This window comes from Chitinophaga sp. RCC_12 (assembly GCF_041360695.1).
GTDB lineage: Bacteria > Bacteroidota > Bacteroidia > Chitinophagales > Chitinophagaceae > Chitinophaga.
Genome location: NZ_JBFUPS010000002.1, coordinates 418,575 through 436,841, shown reverse-complemented (window position 1 = coordinate 436,841; position 18,267 = coordinate 418,575). Strand labels below are relative to the sequence as shown.

19 protein-coding genes are annotated in these 18,267 nt (G+C 48.3%); 11 read left to right on the top strand and 8 right to left on the bottom strand.

Features of this window, described 5'->3' with window-relative positions:
* The first annotated feature begins 201 nt into the window (after nt 1–201).
* Nucleotides 202–420, top strand: a complete 219-nt coding sequence (locus tag AB6805_RS07035) for a hypothetical protein (protein WP_370908733.1) — start codon at nt 202–204, stop codon at nt 418–420.
* A gap of 87 nt (nt 421–507) precedes the next feature.
* Here the strand turns inward: AB6805_RS07035 and recR are convergent, their stop codons facing one another.
* Both recR and AB6805_RS07025 read right to left on the bottom strand, forming a co-directional pair.
* Nucleotides 508–1,128 (bottom strand): recombination mediator RecR, encoded by a 621-nt coding sequence (gene recR, locus AB6805_RS07030; protein WP_370908732.1) that lies wholly within the window; start codon nt 1,126–1,128, stop codon nt 508–510.
* Nucleotides 1,129–1,188: 60 nt separating this feature from the next.
* On the bottom strand, nt 1,189–2,646 hold the full coding sequence (locus AB6805_RS07025) for an Ig-like domain-containing protein (RefSeq protein ID WP_370908731.1): 1,458 nt from the start codon (nt 2,644–2,646) through the stop codon (nt 1,189–1,191).
* 106 nt (nt 2,647–2,752) lie between these two features.
* Between AB6805_RS07025 and AB6805_RS07020 the strand changes: the two genes are divergently transcribed.
* The gene (locus tag AB6805_RS07020; protein ID WP_370908730.1) at nt 2,753–3,229 is read left to right on the top strand and encodes an SRPBCC family protein; all 477 of its coding nucleotides are present in this window, start codon (nt 2,753–2,755) and stop codon (nt 3,227–3,229) included.
* Here AB6805_RS07020 and AB6805_RS07015 read toward each other — a convergent pair.
* The 3 genes from AB6805_RS07015 to AB6805_RS07005 are packed head-to-tail and all read right to left on the bottom strand — an operon-like array spanning nt 3,216 to nt 5,177.
* On the bottom strand, nt 3,216–3,758 hold the full coding sequence (locus AB6805_RS07015) for a hypothetical protein (RefSeq protein ID WP_370908729.1): 543 nt from the start codon (nt 3,756–3,758) through the stop codon (nt 3,216–3,218). The two genes, AB6805_RS07020 and AB6805_RS07015, sit on opposite strands and share 14 nt — an antisense overlap.
* 23 nt (nt 3,759–3,781) lie before the next feature.
* Nucleotides 3,782–4,789: a lipid A deacylase LpxR family protein gene (locus AB6805_RS07010; RefSeq protein ID WP_370908728.1), complete on the bottom strand. Its 1,008-nt coding sequence runs from the start codon at nt 4,787–4,789 to the stop codon at nt 3,782–3,784.
* A 16-nt stretch (nt 4,790–4,805) separates the two neighbouring features.
* Nucleotides 4,806–5,177, bottom strand: a complete 372-nt coding sequence (locus AB6805_RS07005; protein WP_370908727.1) for an acetyl-CoA hydrolase/transferase C-terminal domain-containing protein — start codon at nt 5,175–5,177, stop codon at nt 4,806–4,808.
* A gap of 220 nt (nt 5,178–5,397) precedes the next feature.
* Here AB6805_RS07005 and AB6805_RS07000 point away from each other — a divergent pair, with 220 nt between their 5' ends.
* From AB6805_RS07000 to AB6805_RS06975, 6 genes are all read left to right on the top strand, one after another.
* The gene (locus AB6805_RS07000) at nt 5,398–5,898 is read left to right on the top strand and encodes an RNA polymerase sigma factor (protein WP_370908726.1); all 501 of its coding nucleotides are present in this window, start codon (nt 5,398–5,400) and stop codon (nt 5,896–5,898) included.
* The gene (locus AB6805_RS06995; protein ID WP_370908725.1) at nt 5,889–6,362 is read left to right on the top strand and encodes a hypothetical protein; all 474 of its coding nucleotides are present in this window, start codon (nt 5,889–5,891) and stop codon (nt 6,360–6,362) included. The genes AB6805_RS07000 and AB6805_RS06995 overlap by 10 nt, the downstream gene beginning before the upstream one ends.
* Before the next feature lie 129 nt (nt 6,363–6,491).
* Nucleotides 6,492–6,983, top strand: coding sequence for a hypothetical protein (locus AB6805_RS06990; RefSeq protein ID WP_370908724.1), 492 nt, complete (start codon nt 6,492–6,494; stop codon nt 6,981–6,983).
* Nucleotides 6,984–7,113: 130 nt separating this feature from the next.
* Nucleotides 7,114–7,605 carry a hypothetical protein gene (locus tag AB6805_RS06985; protein WP_370908723.1) on the top strand — a complete coding sequence of 164 codons (492 nt, stop codon included), beginning with the start codon at nt 7,114–7,116 and terminating at the stop codon, nt 7,603–7,605.
* A 110-nt stretch (nt 7,606–7,715) separates the two neighbouring features.
* Complete coding sequence (locus AB6805_RS06980; protein WP_370908722.1) at nt 7,716–8,465, top strand: metal-dependent hydrolase; 750 nt, start codon at nt 7,716–7,718, stop codon at nt 8,463–8,465.
* 28 nt (nt 8,466–8,493) lie between these two features.
* Nucleotides 8,494–9,000: a GNAT family N-acetyltransferase gene (locus tag AB6805_RS06975; RefSeq protein ID WP_370908721.1), complete on the top strand. Its 507-nt coding sequence runs from the start codon at nt 8,494–8,496 to the stop codon at nt 8,998–9,000.
* Between the two features lie 16 nt (nt 9,001–9,016).
* On the opposite strand, the gene AB6805_RS06970 is transcribed toward AB6805_RS06975, so the two are convergent.
* The 3 genes from AB6805_RS06970 to ispG all read right to left on the bottom strand — a co-directional run bounded on the left by AB6805_RS06970 (nt 9,017) and on the right by ispG (nt 12,452).
* Nucleotides 9,017–9,910 (bottom strand): LysR substrate-binding domain-containing protein, encoded by an 894-nt coding sequence (locus AB6805_RS06970; protein ID WP_370908720.1) that lies wholly within the window; start codon nt 9,908–9,910, stop codon nt 9,017–9,019.
* 200 nt (nt 9,911–10,110) lie between these two features.
* Entirely contained in the window at nt 10,111–10,410 is a 300-nt protein-coding gene (locus AB6805_RS06965; protein ID WP_370908719.1) for a hypothetical protein, read from the bottom strand.
* Between the two features lie 80 nt (nt 10,411–10,490).
* Nucleotides 10,491–12,452: a (E)-4-hydroxy-3-methylbut-2-enyl-diphosphate synthase gene (gene ispG, locus AB6805_RS06960; RefSeq protein WP_370908718.1), complete on the bottom strand. Its 1,962-nt coding sequence runs from the start codon at nt 12,450–12,452 to the stop codon at nt 10,491–10,493.
* Nucleotides 12,453–12,595: 143 nt separating this feature from the next.
* Between ispG and AB6805_RS06955 the strand changes: the two genes are divergently transcribed.
* The 3 genes from AB6805_RS06955 (at nt 12,596) to AB6805_RS06945 (ending at nt 18,261) form a co-directional block, all read left to right on the top strand.
* Nucleotides 12,596–13,459 carry a helix-turn-helix domain-containing protein gene (locus AB6805_RS06955; protein WP_370908717.1) on the top strand — a complete coding sequence of 288 codons (864 nt, stop codon included), beginning with the start codon at nt 12,596–12,598 and terminating at the stop codon, nt 13,457–13,459.
* 111 nt (nt 13,460–13,570) lie between these two features.
* Nucleotides 13,571–14,983 (top strand): TolC family protein, encoded by a 1,413-nt coding sequence (locus tag AB6805_RS06950; RefSeq protein ID WP_370908716.1) that lies wholly within the window; start codon nt 13,571–13,573, stop codon nt 14,981–14,983.
* 35 nt (nt 14,984–15,018) lie between these two features.
* Nucleotides 15,019–18,261, top strand: a complete 3,243-nt coding sequence (locus AB6805_RS06945; RefSeq protein WP_370908715.1) for an efflux RND transporter permease subunit — start codon at nt 15,019–15,021, stop codon at nt 18,259–18,261.
* Nucleotides 18,262–18,267: the final 6 nt, after the last annotated feature.

Below are 18,267 nucleotides of genomic sequence, written 5' to 3'. Positions count from 1 at the left end.
GGAAGTAGTCTACAAAGTCTACTATATTTGTAGGGTAATAGAAAAATACAATGCAACAAAGTGATAGAAATATAGTGATTTACCCGGTTATGGCCACCCACCAGCCCTCCGCCCGCACTCTTTGTAGTTGCCGTTGCTGCAATTAACAGATTCATCATTAGTTCTTCTCAAATATTTATTACAACAAAACTAACGTCAGTCATGACTATATCAGAACATATTCATACCCTTCATCAGCACCTGGCGAGTCTGGGATTGCAACCAGTACCGCAGTCCGGCAACGGAAACCAGTCTGAAGTGTTTAAGGTATGCTTCTTAAATAAATATGAAATGCAGCGGTGGAAAGAGCTGCAACAACAACAGGAATCAGAAACCAATCATACAATATTTACAGACCATCCTTCAAAGGATGCTGTCTGACAACTTTTCATAACGTGGAATTACAGGTTAAACGAAGACGGGTGCTATTGAGCACCCGTATTTTTTTACATAACCTCAAGAAGTTGTTTATTTGTTCTGTACATAGCTTTCCAGCGGTAACCGGTTGCTGATAGACCTGGCCAGCGTCATTTCATCCGCATATTCCAGCTCACCCCCAAAAGCAATACCACGGGCAATAGTGGTAATTTTTACCGGGAATTCTTTTAATTTTTTAGAGAGATAGTAAATGGTAGTATCCCCTTCAATAGTAGGGCTCACCGCCATGATCACTTCTTCTACACCCTGGTACTGAACTCTTTCTACCAGTGAATGAATATTCAGCTGGTCCGGGCCAATACCGTCAATAGGAGAAATGATACCACCCAGTACATGATATAAACCATTGAACTGCTGTGTGTTTTCGATTGCCATCACATCGCGGATGCTCTCCACTACGCATACTACCTGCTTTTGCCTGGAATGACTGCTGCAGATGCTGCATACTTCCGCATCGGATACGTTATGGCAAACCTTGCAAAACTGTATCTGTTGCCGCATCCGTGCTATCACATCGCCAAACTGTTCCACCTGGGCTGTTTCCAGCTTCAGCAGGTGCAGCACCAGCCGCAGGGCGGTTTTTTTACCGATGCCCGGCAGTTTGGCAAATTCATTTACCGCGTTTTCTATCAGCGCAGAGGAAAATATCATAGTGCAAAGTTAGGAATATTGGAGCGGAGGGAGCAGCACTGTTCCCTCCGCTGCGATTATTTAGATGCTTATCTTTTTGGGTACCGTCCAGTACGCCTTCAGATTTACTTTTTCAACATTGATGACCCGTTCCGGCTGCTTCTTAGGCTTGGTATAATAATTACCACGGTCCCATTTGCCATTGCCATTGGTATCGAGCAACAGGCGGATTTCGTATTCACCGGGTGTAATAAACCGCTGACTCCATTTACCGTTTACAATGGTGCCGGAATATTTAATGGTTTTATCCTGCACCAGTTGCACCACATAATTCATGGCAGTATCGTTGATGGCTTTTTTGGTACTATCGCTGATATTGAGTTCTGTAACCGTGAAAATGGCATAATCGGCCACCTTTTTGGTCCTGAAATTAAGTGTATCCGGCCTGGCCAGTTGCTGCCCCGCAGTATCTGTAGGCGCATCTTTAGGAATAATGAACCGGTACGGCGTACCTTCTTTCCAGGTATAACCAATCGTTAATTTGGTGCGTGTGGAATCCATTGTGCTGGTAAAGGTAACCGGGGTATAGGCGCTGTCTTCCGCAAGAATGGTCCTTGCACTGTCCAGGTTCCTCAATGGCAGCGAAAACGTGATTCTCAACGGCGCCGGCAATTCCTGCATCCCCCCGTCGAGCGTAGGGGTGACCGTTAATTTAGGCAGCTTCTTCTTTTTCTTTTCTTCTTCTTCCTGTTCAAGCATCGACGAATCCACGGGCTCCGGTGGCGGCTTAATGGTACTATCTGCTTCCATAAACAACAGCAGGTTCACATCGGCCAGGTTGCTTTCTGTTAATACAACCGGCGCTTCCACGAAGGCAATCATTTCTGTAGGCTGATTATACTGCAGGTCGCGGTCTTCTTCTTTCAGTGCAAAAATTTTATAAGAACCGGGTGCAATATTTTTAAAACGGAAGGAGCCATCCCCTTTGGTTTTGGCGTAATACACCGGCTTTTCCTTCGTTACAACGGAGTCGGTCAGATCGCGGTACAGCATAACGGCTACATTACTGTCTACCCGGCCGTTTTCCGCATCTATCAGGTGACCGGACACCTGGAGACTGTCGAGATAATCGCCTGTGGACACCACATACTGGAAATCAGCGGCAATATTGCGTTCGTTGATATCCCGGATGGCATCTGCAAAATTGAACGTGTAGGTAGTATTGGGCTTCAGCGTATCCTTGATTTCCAGGGTTACCGTGTGCAGTTTGGCTGTTACAATCGGTGTGCGTTTCAGTGTTGGCGACACAATCAGCTTATCGTTCACATTATCCAGTTCCACATATTCATCAAAGATAAACGTCACTTTTTTGCTTTTAAAGTGAAGCGTAGAGTCGCCGGGAGTCGCCTGCAGTAATACAGGAGGCAAGCTGTCCCTCGGCCCGCCGCTGGGAGGCACAATGTTGGCACATCGCGTAAATGAAATGGAAACGAGTATAAACATCAGCCAGAAAATCCAGCCCCTGATATATTGATTCATGTACCTGATCGGATTAATCAGGCACAAACTTACGAACTCATTTCAAAGAATCACGAATTTGGCAGCTGCTTATGACCAGAACCATATTTTTTCCTTAATCTTATATATGGCAAGTATTTATTTGATGCAGCACACCCAGGTGATCCCGGCCCGGCCGGAGGAGGTTTGGAACTATTTTTCCAATCCCAATAACCTGGCGCATATTACGCCTCCCGCTATGCGGTTCACAGTAACTTCTCCGCCTTATACCGGGCAGGTATACCCGGGACAGATCATCACCTATTTTGTATCGCCGGTAGCGGGTATCCCGCTGGAGTGGATGACCGAAATCACCCATGTGGCCTACCTGGATTATTTTGTAGATGAGCAACGGGTGGGTCCCTACAGCATCTGGCACCATGAACATCATTTCCAGAAAGTGCCCGGTGGCGTAAAAATGACGGACCTGGTTCATTACCGCCTGCCTTTTGGCTGGCTGGGAAAGCTGGCCCACTGGCTGTTTGTAAGAAAACAGCTGGAGGACTTGTTCCGATACCGGTTTCAGGCCGTTGAAAAAATATTTGGCCCGCCTACTGCTGAGTAGTAATCGTTTTTGTTAAATGCTCACCACTGTAAAACCGGAAGGTGCTTTTGCCGCTTTTGGGAACGGCGCCCAGCCACAGGGGAACGGTACTGGCACTTCCTCTGCTGGGATTGGAAGTAGCCACGAAATGCAGTGCGGCATTATTGTTTACGTTGTCTGAGGTAGCAGATTCCAGTTGAATTTGCGTGCCATAGAATGTAGGCGGCATAGTGGCTGCCACTACGATATGGGTGCCAAAGTCGGGTTGATCGATGGTGTTGTTCATGGTTTTAGCCGCGCCAAACAGGCTGTCGAAAGATGCCTGGTTATCAATGAGCCAGAAGGTAAGGCTGTCGTTCACTATAATGGTGTTTTTCAGGAAATAGCCGGAGAGGGGTTTTACTTCGAGCTGGCTGCTGGGGTTTGCTTGTACATTTAAGGAAGAATCACCGCTGGCGGCAGTGCTGTCGCTCCCCGTTTTTGTACCGCTGCTGGCGCAGGAAACAACAACCATTGTACAAACAGCAAGTACCGTTAATTTAACATGCATGGGATATAGTTTTGATAATAACATTAATGGCCGGGAATAGTTTTACGGGAGATAGGAATGAGGAGGGTTATATTGCCTACAGAATGTTTCCCCGTACCGCTCATCCATGCCGTCCGGGTTTTCTGTGTATAGCTGATGGTGGCGCGGTTAATAACAATGCCGATGCCGTAGTCCATCCCAATGGTAAAGTGCCGCATACGTGTTTGCCGGTAGTTGGATAATTCTTCAAAATTGGTATCCCTCGATTTAAAAATACCTCCCTGCAGCAGCGCATTGTAGCCTATGAAACTGAACTGGGGCCTGGCCATTGCATACAGCTGAAATCTTCTTTTAACGGCCACTGACAAATCGCGGTGGCCAAAGTAAGGATTGAAAACTCCCGCCCGGATGTAAGTGAGGGCGCTTACGGCGGTGGTCATGGTACCCACCCTGGCATTGGCGCTACCAATAATTTCCAGGTAGTCAACAGGATTCCACAACATTTTTTCATAGGTGAAGTTATAGTTGATCAGCGGGGCATTGGGCACCTGGTATTCCCAGCCCCTGGGCGGCTGGTAGCCGATCAGTTTATGAAAGAAGGTTTGGGTTTCTTTAGCGCCCGACCACGGTCCCAGCACACCAAATACAAATTCCGAGTGGAAGCTGTACTTTTTTTCCGGGTTGTAGGAGGTGAGCCCGTGGGTGGCATACAAAGCGCCCGCATAGTAATAGTCTTTGGGAATATAATTGGTATCTGCGATCTGGTTGGGGGTGATCATGACCTGCATGCCACTCCATTCAAATACGTTAATGGCGTTCCTCCCGGCCGTTGGAAGTATCCACTTATCGAGGAATACCGGTTTCTTTTTTTTCATGTAGAGATATCCTATGCTGCTGCCATTGCTGTAGCCGCGGTCTGTTCCCCGTCCCCATACATTAAAGTAGTCGTCGTCTTCGTATATCCTTAATTGTTTGGTCGCATCCTGTGTGATTTGCGCAGATGCGGCTGTTGCCATGATGCAAAGGAATATGACGGGAAAGAATCTCTTCATAAAACCGGTATTAGTGTCAGAATACCTTGAATATCTCAAATGCGCTTCTTTCCAGTGCTTCGCGGTGATCCGGATGAGCAATACCAATGAGCGCCTGCGCCCTTTGCCGGAGATTCTTCCCCCGCAGATGGGCGATGCCGTATTCCGTGACTACATAATGTACATGCGCCCGGGTGGTAACCACGCTGGCGCCGGGTTGCAGCTGGGATACGATGCGGGAAATGCCTTTGGAGGTGGTAGACGGAATGGCAATAATGGGCTTGCCTCCTTCGGCCAGGGCGGCGCCGCGCATGAAATCCATTTGTCCCCCTACGCCGCTTTCCACGAGATCGATGATGCCATCAGAAAACATTTCCGTGTAGATGCCGAGGTCTTTGAGCGTTGTCATGTTGTAATTTAAACCTTGTTGCGCTGATAAGTGTCAGGCCCGACGGGAAATAGCCGTATCTGAGGCGCCTCTGCCGGGCCATAACAGCTGGCTTTTGGCCCGTAGTTATCCATTTTAGCTAACCATGTTGATAAATTCATATAGGTGTTATGACGTACACCTATTTTATTTCTATATATTAGCATTCTAAACCTGGTACACAATTTCTTTGCGGCGAGATTTGGCAAATATAAGTGAGCATATGCTCATTGAGCGGTTAATGATAGGGGATCCTGCGGCGAAAGAGCAGCTATATGACCGTTATGCCGGGGCCCTTTATAACATTGTATTACAGCTGGTACCAGTAAAAGAGCGAGCAAATGAAGTAATTGTAAAGGTATTTCTCTGGTCGTTCCAGCACATTGGAACATTCCGGACTTCGGGCCACCATACTTTATTTGCCTGGTTATTGCGCAAAACGAGAGAATTCGCCATCAAGGAGGCCCTGCCGGAAACCGCGTTAGCCGGCACGGAGCTGATGAAGCAGGAAGATGGCTTACTGCAGCAATTCTACCTGATGCTGCCGGCCGATCAACAACAGGTGTTCCGGCTTAGTTATTTTAAAGGATTATCAATCACAACGATAGCCCGTTTGCTGGCTTTGCCGGAGGGGCAGATAAATGAAATCCTGAAAGAGGCGATAAAGTCTTTCAGACAATTCTTAAAAAAGACTTGGAACTAAAATTTTACATAGAAAGCGGTATTATCGAGTCCTTCGTGTTGGGCCTGGCTTCTGAAGAGGAAGTAGAAGAGCTGCAGCACATGAGAAGGCTGTATCCGGAACTGGATACAGAAGTCGAATACGTTGAACGCCGCCTGGAAAGAGCCGCGTTTGATGAGCCCGCCATGCCGCCCGTGGAAATACGCGAACGGGTGCTACAGAAGATCAGGTGGGAGGAGGGACATGCCTATTCAGATCCTTCTTCCAACTATACTTTTATTAACATTCAGCCAAAAGACGGCAGTCATATCACTGTTCACCGCTGGTGGAAGATCTTCTTTATTATCTTCTTTATCATGTCCAAGGTATTTCTTTTCCTGGCCATTTTTTATTACCTCAAGTATCGTATGTCGCAGGAGCAGCAGCGCAGCGACAACCTGCACCAGATGATCCGGCAGGAGCAAACGCAAAGCCACTTGTTATAATTTTCTATCCGGATTATCGTTATTTTAAAGATTTTACAATTTTGAGAATCCACCTGAAGTGGGTTTAACGTATCTATAGATATAGTATTTATTATTTATATTTCGTATCCGTTGGTTAAAGCGAAGGGTTTGAACATCAGTAACTATATAGAAAGCGGCATTATTGAGCGTTATCTGCTGGGACTTGCTTCTCCTGAACAGGAGGATGAGTTGCTGCACCTGCGCCGTATATACCCGTTGCTGGACCTGGAATTCACCGCCGCAGAACTGCGTATAGAAGATAAACTGATGGAAGAAGGCGCCTTACCCCCGGTAAAAATAAAAGCTGCCGTTTTGCAGCGGATTAAGCCGGATAAGGACTGGACAGACCGTTCCCGGAGCAGTTATAACCCTTATGAGTACACGAATTTTCATCATACCTACATTCCCCTCGACTCTTTCTGGAACCGCCGGATCACGGTGAGCGTATGGTGGCGGTGCGCCTTTATTGCCCTCGCGGTAACCGCCATGGCGCTGGCAGCCAGCACCTGGCACTTCTACCACCGCGCCCAGAGGCTGGAAGAAATCCTGTTTAAGCTTAAAGTCCCTCCTGCAGCCTATCCCGCTCCTGTAACCCGTTAAGCGGGGATACTTTCATTTGGTACGTTTATTGCAAATGCTGAAATTGCCCCTGTATTCCGGCTGTTATAAAACCTTATCCGATAGCTGCGTGTTGAATACATTGGCATTTAAACACACAAACTAACTTCCCATGAGAAAATTTTCATTTGCAGCGTTATTAATGGCGATAGTTGCCGTTTTTGCATCTTCCTGCTCTCCCAAACAAGGTGTTACCCAAGACATTAATAAAGGCGCCGTAAAAGGTAATTGGGTTTTAACTGATATTAAATACGAAGGAATCCCTGAAAACGCCAAAGTAACTGTATTTGATGAAGCCAACGCCAAGTGCTTTATCGGTAGCCAGTGGATCCTTCCGGACAACTATGCCATGGGTTCCTACACGCTCACCTCAACAGATAATGGTTGCAGCGCAGTTACCCAGAAAATTGCCTGGTCGCTGACCAAAAGTGGCGGCGTAAGCATGTTCGGCTTCAAGAAACTGTACAGCGGCGATAAAGCAAAGAATGTAACCGAAGGTTACCGCATGGAAATTACCGGCGCGGGTAGCGTGATGACCTGGAGAGCAAATATCAGCTTCGAAAATAAAAGTGCAGCAATTATATATACCCTGCAACGTAAATAACCACTGTCACGCATCGTGTCAGCTCATTAAATGCAGCGGAGATCATGTTCCATGATCTCCGCTGTCTTTTTTTCAAAAGATGTATATTTAGATCATTAACCAGCAGTACTATGAGCACGCAACAGTCACAGATTCAGTTCCTGGCGCATGCAAGCTTCAGGATTACCACCCCCGAAGGTCATGTGATATTGATAGATCCCTGGTATACAAATAATCCTGCACTGCCTCCTGGTTTAACAATTCCGGATAAGATAGACCTCATCCTTATCACACACGGGCACCGGGATCACCTCGACAGCAAAATGGTGGACATTATCCGTACCAGGTCGCCGAAAGTGATTGCCAATCCCATAGTGAGGTTTTACTTGCAGGAACAGGGCGTGCCCGATCATGCGTTTGAACCACTGAATGCCGGGGGAACCTTATCTGTAATGAATGTAAAAGTGACCATGACCAATGCCTTTCATTTTGCGCACATCAACCTGCCCGATGGTAAGATCGGCTACCCGCATGCCAGCAATGGATTTATTGTCTGGATGAGCGACGATATCTCTGTATATTATTCCGGAGACACGTCTGTGTTTGGCGATATGGAATTGATTGGGGAGATATATCAACCGGATATCGCCATTTTGCCTATCGGCGACCGTTTTACGATGGGCCCACTGGAAGCTGCATACGCAGCGCGTTTGCTGAAAGTAAAGCATTTGATCCCCTGTCATTACGGAACAATGCCCACCCTCACCGGTACGCCTGAGCAACTGCGGGCGCTGACAAAAGACCTGGACCGCTTACAGATCCATGAACTGAAACCAGGCGAAATACTGGATACCGCCATGGTGAAGGCCGGCAATCATTAGTGAACAATTATGCCTTAAATCCTGATATATGTTACCCCTCAATACCAACCGACTGTTCATACATCCCTGCCGTTTACCACTGCTTACGGAGATATTCCTGGGGCATCCGCATGCCCGGGAAACGCTGCAGGCAAATATCCCGGAAAACTGGCCACAACCCGACCTGAAAGAACAATTACCTCATTTTATTGAATTGCTCCAGCACGACCCCAGGTCGTTTCCCTGGATGCTCTGGATCATCGTAAATAAAGAAGAAGGAACCGTGATCGGGGACATCGGGTTTAAAGGCCGGCCCGATAAAAACGGCGTGGTGGAAATCGGCTATACGCTGCTGCCTTCCTGGCGCAAAAAAGGTTATATGCGCGAAGCCGCCACCGCATTGGTGGAATGGGCTTTCCGGCAACCTCATGTGAAAAAGCTCATTGCTGAATGCGACGTTACCAACACGGCATCCATGAAGGTGCTGCAACACCTGGGAATGGAAGAAGTGAAATCGCCCGGGGAAATGCTGCACTGGCAACTATTGAATAAATAACGTAGGTACATGACCGTTACTCCACCATGTTCTGTTTTGCAAAACGGATGAAGAGCTGGCAGAGCTTATCCTGTAAGCCCTGGAGATAGGTGAAGTGAAGTTTTCTCACCAGTTTGAAATTCTTTACCGGTAATATCCTGAATTCGCCCAGTTCCAGTTCGCGCTGCACGGCCTGTGAGGAAATAAAGGCTGCACAGGGCGAATGATGCAGGTAGGATTTAATGCTTTCAGTACTACCCATATACATGGCTACGTTCAGATCGGTGATCTTTAATTTCAGGCGTTTCAGTTCCTCGGTGATCACTTCCAGCGTGCCGGAACCATGTTCCCTCATCAGCAGGGGAATAGTTTTAAGATCGGCCGGGCCAAGCGGTTCGCCATTGCCATACTGATGCTTCATATTGCCGACCAATATAATTTCATCTTTCGCAAACTCCACATATTTCAGTAAAGGATTTTTAGAGCTGCCTTCAATGATACCCAGCTGAATACTTTTTTCAAATAACGCCTGTTCAATCTGTTCTGTATTTCCGCTGGTGAGCGATGTTTTAACATCCGGGTACCGCTGGTTGAATTTGGCCAACAACGGCGGGATCAGGTATTGCGCAATGGTAGTGCTGGCGCCTATGGGCAGCAGGCCACCCTGCATGTGTTTCAGCTGGTTTACATCATACTCCAGGTTGCGGTAATCGGTAAAAATGATTTCTGCGTGATGCATTACCAGCACGCCGGTGCGGGTAAGTTTTATTTTATTCCCGATCCTTTCGAACAACGCCATGCCCAGTTGCTGCTCCAGTTCATGAATATGTTTGGTAACAGCCGGTTGTGAAATATATAATTCCTCTGCAGCCTTGGTGAAGCTGAGACGCTTGGCGACGGTGTGAAATACCCTGAGTCTGAAATCGAACATGCACTAAAAATACAAAAATACCTTACAACTAAGGCGGCGTAAAACCGAAGTGTTTATAAATACCCTGGCCGGCAGGGCTCCAATCCTTATTGGCGATCTGTATAAAAAGTAAAACGATGAAAATATAACTGAAAAAGAAAACCCCGTACAGTATCGGCTGTGCGGGGTTTAAAGATTTTTTATTCAGTAACAGGTAATGGTTATGCTTTTTTCTTACCTGCGCTTTTATTGTTTGATTTGTAGCGCATATCAGGCGTTCCGTCTTTCTTTGTTGGTCCTGCAGGAGCTGCGGCTGTTTTGTTTTCTTTATATCGTTTATCCGGTGTGCCGTCTTTCTTTGTTTTAGTAGTAGCGGCTGGAGCGGGAGTAGCAGGTGTTGCTTTCTCTGCTTTCTTTTCTGTTTTTGGTTTTGCTTCTTTTTTGGCGGTGGCGGGTGTTTGAGCCATTGCTACGGTTAAACCCATAAACATGGCCAATAATCCGGTGAGGAACTTTTTCATATTAAATATGTTTTATGAAAATTAAGCTTTTCCCGGCATTGCTGTATCCGCTGCTGCTGTTTTTAAGCCAGATTTAATAATCAGTTTTTTTCCACCCACATGCCGTTTTCCCGGATCAGGTTTATCAGTTCGTTGACGGCTACATCGCTGTTGAGGCCACGTTTCACAATTTCCTTACCGCGGTAAAGAGTAATTTTGCCTACGCCGCTGCCAACATAACCAAAGTCGGCGTCGGCCATTTCACCCGGACCGTTTACGATGCAGCCCATGATGGCGATTTTTACGCCTTTCAGGTGATGGGTCACGGCGCGGATGCGGGCGGTAGTTTCCTGGAGGTCGAACAAGGTGCGGCCGCACGACGGGCAGGAGATATACTCCGTTTTGGAAATGCGGGTACGCGTAGCCTGCAGGATGCCGAATGAAATATTGTTCAACGTAGCATGCTGACCGGGTTGTGATGGTTGATTACTCAGCCATAATCCATCGCCGAAGCCATCGAGCAGCAGTGCGCCGGCTTCGGTGGCATGGTGGATCAGGTGTTCATCTGCCGAAGGCTGATTACTGATACTATGGATGATGACAGGTACCTTGATATTTTTGTTGAGCAGTAAGATGAACAGGCGCCTGATAGCCGCCATCGCATTGCTGCCGGAAGCGGTGGCCACAAGTACGGTGCCGGCAGCTACGGCGGGGTTACCCAGTTGCAGCAGCAGTTGTTCATGATGTTCGGTATCCAGGTGATTGCAGTCGAATTGTACAAAGTTGATACGGCCAATTTCCTGTTGTTCGCAGGCGGTTACATAATGACGGGCATCAAAGTAAGGCACCAGTTCCTGTTTATTGGCGATGCTCAGCCAATACTCCGCATCTATCACTACCCGCAGGGTGCCGGGCAGGCCGAAGGCGGGTAACTGTTTGCCGGTGTAAATGTAATCTGCGGCGGCATCCCCGATATTCCATTTATCGCTGGGCTCATCGTACGTATACCCGATGGCATTCAGATCGGCGGGCTGTAAGCCGTTGTTATCGCTGAAATCTGCCACTACCACCGGTACCTGCTTTTCGCCGGTATTCTCTACAGGCGTGCTTTCGCGGCGTTTGTATTCGAAAGGGGAATAGGGGATATCTGTTACCGGCGGAATAGCCGTATAGTCGTTGCGGTTAGTATATCTTTTCACAATATCCTTACAAACCGGCAGTTCAAATTCAGGATCTTCTGTGAGGGAAACACGGATGGTATCACCTACGCCATCTTCGAGGAGTGTGCCTATGCCGATAGCAGATTTAATGCGGCCATCTTCCCCGTCGCCGGCTTCTGTTACACCGAGGTGCAGCGGATAGCAGTGGCCCAGTTCCTGTTCCATCGTTTGTACCAGCAGGCGGTAGGCCTGCACCATTACCTGGGGGTTACTGGCCTTCATGCTCAGCACTATATTGCGGTATTGCAGGTCTTCCGCAATACGTAAAAATTCCATGGCACTTTCCACCATACCCATCGGGGTATCGCCGTAGCGGCTCATGATCCGATCGCTCAGAGAGCCGTGGTTGGTGCCTATCCGCATGGCGGTGCCATATTCTTTACAGATTTTTACCAGGGGAGAGAAGCGCTCGCGGATGCGGTCTATTTCCTCAAGGTATTCGCTGTCGGTATAATCGATTTGTTCAAATTTCTTTTTATCTACATAATTTCCCGGGTTCACCCGCACCTTTTCTACGATCCGGGCGGCTATTTCGGCGGCATTGGGCGTAAAATGGATATCGGCTACCAGGGGAGTCGTATACCCTTGTTTGCGTAGTTCGTTTTTGATGACCAGCAGGTTATCGGCCTCCTTTTTACTGGGGGCGGTGATGCGTACCAGTTCTGCACCGGCTTCGATACAACGGATGGTTTGCGCCACGGTAGCAGCGGTATCCATGGTATCGGTGGTAGTCATGGTTTGAATGCGGACCGGGTTAAAATTTCCGATGATAAGATCTCCCACCTTTACTTCCAGTGTGGCCAGTCGTTTGTATTCTGTCAGAGAGTTGCAATAAAGCTGCATACGTTGTTTTTGTTTTCCTGCGGAAGCAAAGTTAGTAAACCTGTGGTATAATAAAGCCGCAGCTTAAAGCTACATTAAATTCCACGAACGGCGGGCGCCAAAGGGCACAAATAGGGGATAAAAGTGTATTTTTGAGCCACTGTATGTTACTGAATAAAAGCATAGATATACCTTACCAGCAATTGCCCTTTTCCGGGCAGTTCAACGTAGCTTCCCTGGGCATGTTCCGCAATGAATTAACGGACCAGCCTCACCGCCATGATCATTTTCAGATTATATGGATCACCAAAGGGAAAGGACGGCACATGGTGGATTTCGTGTGGTATGAGGTGGAAGATGATATGATCTTCCTGCTTCGCCCGGGACAGGTGCATCAGCTGGATTGTGAGCGGGAAGGGTATTTCCTGTATTTCACGGAACAATTTTACTTTACCAATAAGCACGATAAAGAAACCCTTTACGATTTTACTTCGCTTTTCGATAACTGGCACGGATACGGGCCCATCAGTACCAGCGGCCATACCTCGGAGTCTCTCCTGGGGCTGATACAACTGATGAGCAGGGAAAAATCCTGCGCGCCTGCCGGCAGCTGGGGCATTGTGAAACATTACCTGAATGCCTTCCTGTTGCTGATAGAACGGGAAAAGAAACGCAATGCCGCGGAAACCATGATGCCGCTGGCGCACGACGCACGTGTTGTGCAGCTGCGCCGCCTGCTGGAACAACATTACCGCACAGAACACCAGGTGGCCTTTTATGCAGGCGCCTTTGCCCTCACCCCCAAAAGACTGAACGAAATCACCAAAGAAACCACCGGTCGTACCGTCACCGAATTATTACACGACCGGATTGTGCTCGAATCAAAACGAAACCTGGCCTTCAGTCACAAAAGTGTCAAGGAGATCTGTTATGAGCTTGGATTCGAGGACCCTGCTTACTTTAGCCGCTTTTTTAAGAACAATACCGGTATCTCTCCCCAGGATTTCCGGGATATGATGTTCAAATAGTCCAAGTCAATAGCTGATTTGTCCTAACACCCGCCACTTACCCCGTTCTATATTTGCATTCTTATTTGTGAGCCCGCATCAGCCGGCTTTTAAGACGCTATAGATTAATATATGAACATCTGGAAACCGCTTTGCCTGCTGGTGATTGCAGGCTGCTGTTCGGTGGCCGTGATGGGTCAGCCCCGCCCGCTCACCTTACAGGAAGCACTACAAACAGGATTGAAAAATTATCAGTCCATCAAAGCAAAAGAAAACTATGCTAAAGCAGCTACAGAAAATATCAGTGCAGTAAAAAGAGAATACTTACCTGATCTGAACCTTGCCGCCCAGAATAGTTATGGTACCGTGAATGGTGAAAATGGTCCTATGTGGGGATATAAAGGCTGGACTACCGGCGCTTCCGGTCCGGCCCTGCCATCACAGAACTGGAATGCCGCCTTCGGTGGATTATACCTGGCCAATATCAGCTGGGATGTAGTCACCTTTGGCCGCCAGCACGCAAAAGTGCAGGCCGCGAAAGAACAATTGTATACCAACCAGGCTGACCTGGAACAGGAGAAATTTGAACAGCAGGTACGTATCGCGGGGGCATATCTTAACCTGCTGGCAGCACAGCGGTTGCGGGGCTCCATGGAATCGAACCTGAAACGTGCGCAGGACCTGCAGCATATCATTGTTTCCCGCGCATTGAACGGGCTCAGTGCCGGAGTAGACAGCTCTATCGCCAACGCAGAAGTATCCAAAGCAAAACTGACGCTGGTAGACGCGGTGAATTACGAAAATGCACAAAGCAATAAGCTCGCGGAAATGATGGACGTGCCTCCGCAGGACTTTACACTGGATACCACGTTTATTACCAAGATACCCAACCAGCTGCTGGAAACGGTGTCTGCACAGGATTCTGTATCACTGAAGAATCAGCCCTTGCTGAAACTGTTCAGCTCCCGTGTAACATTGAGTGACGCCAATCAAAAGCTGATCAGCAAAAATGCCATGCCGCGACTGTCCTTTATGGGTGTGATGCAAACGCGCGGTTCCGGGTTTGACTACGACTACGGCGCTGCTAATCTCAGCCACTACAGCCAGGCATACTGGTCGGGCGTGAAGCCGCAGGTATCCAATTACCTCGTGGGCCTCAATCTTTCGTGGACGGTGACGGATCTGTGGCGCACACATTCGCAGGTTGCCCGTCAGCACTACACTACAGAAGGATTAAAGAATGAATACAATCAAACCTACAGCCGTTTGCAACATCAGCTGCAGCTGTCGGAACAACAGATAGATAATGCGGTGAAGAAATACCGGGAAGCGCCCATTGGCCTGAAAGCCGCCAGCGACGCCTTCCTGCAGAAAAGTACCCTGTATGAGAACGGGCTCACCAACATCGCCGACCTGGCCCAGGCACTGTACAATATTAACCGCGCTGAAACAGACCGGGATATTGCATACAATGGCGTGTGGCAGGCGATATTGTATAAATCCGCTACCGTTGGGAATCTGCAATTGTTTTTGAATCAACTGTAATTAACCGGAAAGCATCATTTCCTGAATATAACTGTATGAACCTGATTAAAACCGCATTACAAAAGCCGATAGCCATCATCGTGGTAGTGATGGGACTATTGTTTTTTGGTATTCAAGCAACGCGGGATATTAAAATAGATATCTTTCCGGATCTTAACCTCCCGGCTATATACGTATCACAGCCATACGGCGGCATGTCGCCGCAGCAGATGGAAGGCTTTATTGCTACCAACTACCAGAACCTCTTCCTGTATGTAACCGGCGTAAAAGATATTGAGGCCAAAAATATCCAGGGCCTTACCATGATCAAGATCTCTTTTTACGAAGGGACAAACATGGCCCAGGCCGCGGCAGAAGTAACAGCGATGGCCAATCGTGCCTTTGCATCGATGCCGTCTGGTACGCAACCGCCCTTTATTATCCGTTTTGATGCATCTACCTTACCCATTGGTCAGCTGGCACTGAGCAGTCCTACACGCACCAATAATGAACTACAGGATCTGGCGATGACCGTTGTACGTCCGTCGTTCAGCCGGATTGCCGGTCTTACTTCACCTGCGCCTTTTGGTGGTAACTCCCGCACCATCGTGATCCATGTGGATCCGCAACTGATGCGCAGCCACCATCTTTCGGCCGACCAGGTAGTAGCCGCTATAAAAGATAATAACCAGATATCACCGGCCGGCAACGTGCGTATCGGCGATATCACCTATCTCACACCCGCTAACACCGTGATACGCACGGTAAAGGAATTTGAGAATATTCCGCTGGTAATGGGAGATGGCCCTACCGTATTTGTACGGGATGTGGCGAAGGTAGAAGATGCCGCAGACATCACCAGTAGCTACGCCGTGATCAACGGAAAGCGCTCTGTATATCTCCCTATCATAAAAACTGCAGATGCCTCCACGTGGACGGTAGTAAATAACCTGAAGGGAGCATTACCCAATATTCAGAAATTATTACCGGAAGACGTAAAGATTTCCTTTGTATTTGACCAGAGCGTATATGTGATCAATGCCGTGAAAAGCCTTATCAGTGAAGGCGTAATAGGCGCTGTACTCACGGCGCTGATGGTGTTGCTGTTCCTGGGCGACCGGCGCAGTGCCTATATCGTGATCATCACCATCCCGGTATCCATCATCATTGGCGTGATGTTGCTCAAGCTCTTCGGGCAAACGATCAACATCATGACGCTGAGCGGACTGGCGCTGGCCATAGGTATCCTGGTAGATGAGTCGACGGTAACCATTGAAAACATTCACCAGCATCTGGAAATGGGGAAGCCAAAAGCCCAGGCAATCTGGCATGCCTGCCAGGAAATTGCCTTTCCAAAACTGCTGATCCTGTTGTGCATCCTCGCGGTGTTTGCACCTTCCTTTACCATGAAAGGCGTGCCCCGTGCGATGTTTATGCCCCTGTCGCTGGCCATCGGCTTTTCCATGATCGCTTCTTACCTGTTGTCGCAAACGCTGGTACCCATTCTCGCCAACTGGATGCTGGATGCCAATAAATTCAAGCATCATGGCCACCCGCATGTGCATAGCAACGACGTGCATAAAACAGCCGGGTATATTGAAACAGAAATTGCAGATGAAAAGCAACACGCCAAAACTATTTCCGGCTTCGATCGCTTTAAGCTGCGCTTTATCGGCTGGCTGGAAACGCTGCTGAAAAGGCGGAAGCTGGTGATTGGCGCCTACTTTATTGGGGTTATTGGTATAGTAGCGCTATGTATGAGTATTATAGGCCGTGATATTTTACCTAAACTGAATAACGGGCAGTTCCAGTTAAGGCTGAAAGAACCTACCGGAACGCGCCTGGAACGGACGGAAACCATGCTTATTAAATCCACGGAAATTCTGAAGGAGGTGGTCGGCGCCAAAAACATCGACATTACTTCTTCCTTCATCGGTACTCATCCATCGTCCTATTCTACCAACCCCATTTACCTGTTTATGGCTACCCCTAATGAAGCCGTGTTGCAGGTGAACATGAAAGAGGATTTTAAGATCAACATGGATGAGTTCAAAGAGAAGCTGCGCAAGCGGATCCATGAGCAGATGCCGGAAGTAAAGATGAGCTTTGAGCCAATAGATCTTACCGACAAGGTAATGAGCCAGGGCGCCTCTACGCCGATTGAAATTGCCATCATGGGTAAAAATCTGAAGGAAAGCGTACCGTACGCGAAAAAGGTATTGGCAGAAATGAAGAAGATTCCCTTCCTGCGGGACGTGCAGATCAATCAGGCGATGGATTACCCGGCTATCCGGATAAACATTGACCGGGAGAGGGCCGGACAGCTGGGCGTAAGCGTTACAGACATCGCTAAATCACTCACGGCTTCCACCTCCTCCAGCCGTTTTACGGAAAAAAATAACTGGCTGGATGAGAAAAATGCAACGTCTTATTTTGTTCAGATCTCCGTACCGGAAAATGAGATGTCGAGTATCAATGATATGGCGGCTATTCCTATCAGCAAAAACAACACCCGGCCTTCATTGGGAGATGTGGCTATGTTACAGCCGGATACCGTGGTAGGAGAATATGACCGTATCGGCGCCGTGAGGATTGTTTCTATTGGCGCCAATATTCACAAGAAAGACCTGGGCAATGCCTCTACTGCTGTGGCGGCGGCCATCAAACGCGCCGGCGAGCCGCCGCGTGGTATTACCGTAGAAAAGCGTGGTTTGATGAACCTGCTGAATGAAACACTGGATAGTTTACAATCGGGATTGCTGGTAGCCATTATTGTGATCCTGTTATTGCTGGCGGCTAATTTCCAGTCGTTCAAAGTAGCGTTGGTGGTGGTGTCTACGATCCCGGCGGTACTGGCAGGGTCACTGATCATGTTGCTGATCACAGGTTCTACGCTTAACCTCCAATCATATATGGGGATTATTATGTCGGTGGGCGTGTCGGTAGCCAATGCGATCCTGCTGATCACCAATGCGGAAAAGCTGCGGCTGGAAAATCATGATGCCCGCAGATCGGCACTGGAAGGTACTTCTATCCGGTTGCGTCCTATTCTGATGACGAGCATCGCCATGGTGGCAGGTATGATCCCGATGGCATCGGGACTGGGTGAAGCGGGTGACCAAACAGCACCGCTGGGCCGCGCGGTAATTGGCGGGTTGATAGCCAGCACTTTTGCTTCCCTGTTTATTTTACCGCTCATCTTCGCGTGGGTACAACAGAAGTCAACAGTGAAATCGGTATCACTGGACCCTGAAGATGAAAACAGCCCGTATTACGTTCCGGGGGCGGCACGTGTTTAACACAGG

Bases quoted from the DNA above. Each gene is read 5' to 3' on its own strand.
- AB6805_RS07020 (WP_370908730.1), top strand. From the start codon at position 2,753: ATGGCAAGTATTTATTTGATGCAGCACACCCAGGTGATCCCGGCCCGG.
- AB6805_RS06965 (WP_370908719.1), bottom strand. From the start codon at position 10,410: ATGAAAAAGTTCCTCACCGGATTATTGGCCATGTTTATGGGTTTAACC.
- AB6805_RS07005 (WP_370908727.1), bottom strand. From the start codon at position 5,177: ATGACAACGCTCAAAGACCTCGGCATCTACACGGAAATGTTTTCTGAT.
- AB6805_RS06955 (WP_370908717.1), top strand. From the start codon at position 12,596: ATGTTACTGAATAAAAGCATAGATATACCTTACCAGCAATTGCCCTTT.
- AB6805_RS07010 (WP_370908728.1), bottom strand. From the start codon at position 4,789: ATGAAGAGATTCTTTCCCGTCATATTCCTTTGCATCATGGCAACAGCC.
- AB6805_RS06985 (WP_370908723.1), top strand. From the start codon at position 7,114: ATGAGAAAATTTTCATTTGCAGCGTTATTAATGGCGATAGTTGCCGTT.
- AB6805_RS07035 (WP_370908733.1), top strand. From the start codon at position 202: ATGACTATATCAGAACATATTCATACCCTTCATCAGCACCTGGCGAGT.
- ispG (WP_370908718.1), bottom strand. From the start codon at position 12,452: ATGCAGCTTTATTGCAACTCTCTGACAGAATACAAACGACTGGCCACA.
- AB6805_RS07015 (WP_370908729.1), bottom strand. From the start codon at position 3,758: ATGCATGTTAAATTAACGGTACTTGCTGTTTGTACAATGGTTGTTGTT.
- AB6805_RS06970 (WP_370908720.1), bottom strand. From the start codon at position 9,910: ATGTTCGATTTCAGACTCAGGGTATTTCACACCGTCGCCAAGCGTCTC.
- AB6805_RS06975 (WP_370908721.1), top strand. From the start codon at position 8,494: ATGTTACCCCTCAATACCAACCGACTGTTCATACATCCCTGCCGTTTA.
- recR (WP_370908732.1), bottom strand. From the start codon at position 1,128: ATGATATTTTCCTCTGCGCTGATAGAAAACGCGGTAAATGAATTTGCC.
- AB6805_RS06980 (WP_370908722.1), top strand. From the start codon at position 7,716: ATGAGCACGCAACAGTCACAGATTCAGTTCCTGGCGCATGCAAGCTTC.
- AB6805_RS06945 (WP_370908715.1), top strand. From the start codon at position 15,019: ATGAACCTGATTAAAACCGCATTACAAAAGCCGATAGCCATCATCGTG.
- AB6805_RS06950 (WP_370908716.1), top strand. From the start codon at position 13,571: ATGAACATCTGGAAACCGCTTTGCCTGCTGGTGATTGCAGGCTGCTGT.
- AB6805_RS07025 (WP_370908731.1), bottom strand. From the start codon at position 2,646: ATGAATCAATATATCAGGGGCTGGATTTTCTGGCTGATGTTTATACTC.